Consider the following 1,796-nt stretch of genomic DNA (forward strand, 5'->3'; position numbering starts at 1 on the left):
ACACGAGAGGGACGAAATTTTCTTCCGGGGGACAATCTGCCAGATGCCGTCGCGCATAGGACCGCGCAGATCCCTCCCCTTTTGAAATATCGCCCCCTTTTCAAGGAGCATCGCAGCAGAACCGCGCCTTCAAATACCCAATACTGTTGCTTTGCAAATAATACTTCAGTTTTTGTAATGATAATGGGAAGATTTGGGAGAGGCCATTCATAGGATAAACATATCCTTGTGGAGGCTAGTAAAATGAGGTTCAGGGATTCTACTTCGCTTACTGCTCTGAAGATCGCGCTGGGAGCGACCGCCATATTCGGCGCTGCCATGCCTGCTCTTGCCCAACCGATGGAAACCGATGAAACGGCCGCTGCGGCCGAGCCGGACCCGTCCGGCGACATCGTCGTCCTGGGCACCCGCCGCACCGACCGCTCGGTCACCGATTCCGCATCGCCCGTCGATGTCATCGGAGCCGAGGAACTGGCGACCCAGCCTGCCGGCGACATGCTCGACGTGATGCGCAATATCGTGCCCAGCTTCAACGTCGGGCAGAATACGATCGCCGACGCATCGACCTTCGTGCGCGCGCCGTCGATCCGCGGCCTGCCGGGCGACATGACGCTGGTCATGATCAACGGCAAGCGCCTCAACCGATCTGCACTGGTGCAGGTCGCTCCGTCAGACACCAACGCGCTGTCGCAGGGCGCCGACCTTGCCGTGCTGCCCTCCATCGCATTCGGCAACCTCCAGATCCTGCGCGAAGGCGCAACCGCGCAATACGGGTCCGACGCCATCGCGGGCGTCATCAACTACACGCTGCGCGATGACGAGGCGATCGAGCTGACCGGCCGCTATGGCCAGTATTTCGATGGCGGCGGCGACGGCATCAGCCGTCAGATCGCGGGCTATGCCGGCACCAATATCGGCGACCGTTTCTTCGTCGGCGTCGCTGGCGAATGGAACAAGGACGACGGCACGATCCGCAATGCCACGCGCCCCAGCGCGGTCATCTTTGCCGATACCTATCCCGAACTGGCCGACCAGCTGCCCAACTATCCCGGCCCGGTGCAGATCTACGGCAGTTCACCGGCGAAAGGCTGGAAGGGCACGTTCAACGCGCATTTCGATATTACCAACGATAGCCAGATCTATCTGTTCGGCAATTTCGCGCATGAACGTAAGGTGCAGAGCTTCAACTATCGCCCGCCCTATACTTTCGCAGCTGAAACCACCACGGGCGAGCTTCGCAACCAGACCCGCACCAGCTCGTTCGGGCATCCGATCTATCTTACATCCTGCCCAGCTGGAAACGCTACTTGTCCCGAAGGCGGTTACGTCCTCGACGACAACACCTTCTCCTTCACCGATCTTTATCCCGCGGGCTTTACCCCGCAGTTCGTCGGCGTGAAGGACCAGGCCTATGGCGTGCTGGGCTGGAAGGGCAATTTCACGCCCGACCTCACCTTCAACATCTCGGCCTCGCTCGCGAAGAACCAGCTTGAGCTGTCGATGTTTCAGTCATTGAATGCCAGCTATGGCCCCGAAAGCCAGACCGAGTTCTATTTCGGCAAGCTGAAGAGTTCGACTGGAACGCAGACTTCACCTACGCGCTGGAAGCCGGGCTCGCCAGCCCGATCACGGTCGCGTTCGGTGCCGAATATCGCCGCGAAACCTATACCGCGACAGAAGGTGACGAGCAGAGCTACGGCCTTGGCCCCTATACCTCGCAAGACCTCTACACGCTGGTCTCGCCGGGGGTCTATGCATACGATTCCACCGTATCGATGTCGCCGGGTGCCAGCGGT

1 protein-coding gene is annotated in these 1,796 nt (G+C 59.7%); it reads left to right on the forward strand.

Annotated elements, in window-relative coordinates:
• Positions 1–318 precede the first annotated feature (318 nt).
• A partial coding sequence (locus AAFM29_RS17520) for a TonB-dependent receptor plug domain-containing protein (protein ID WP_341714000.1) occupies positions 319–1,796 on the forward strand: 1,478 nt, incomplete at its 3' end.

This window comes from Erythrobacter sp., assembly GCF_038133525.1.
In the GTDB taxonomy this organism is placed as follows: Bacteria; Pseudomonadota; Alphaproteobacteria; order Sphingomonadales; family Sphingomonadaceae; genus Qipengyuania.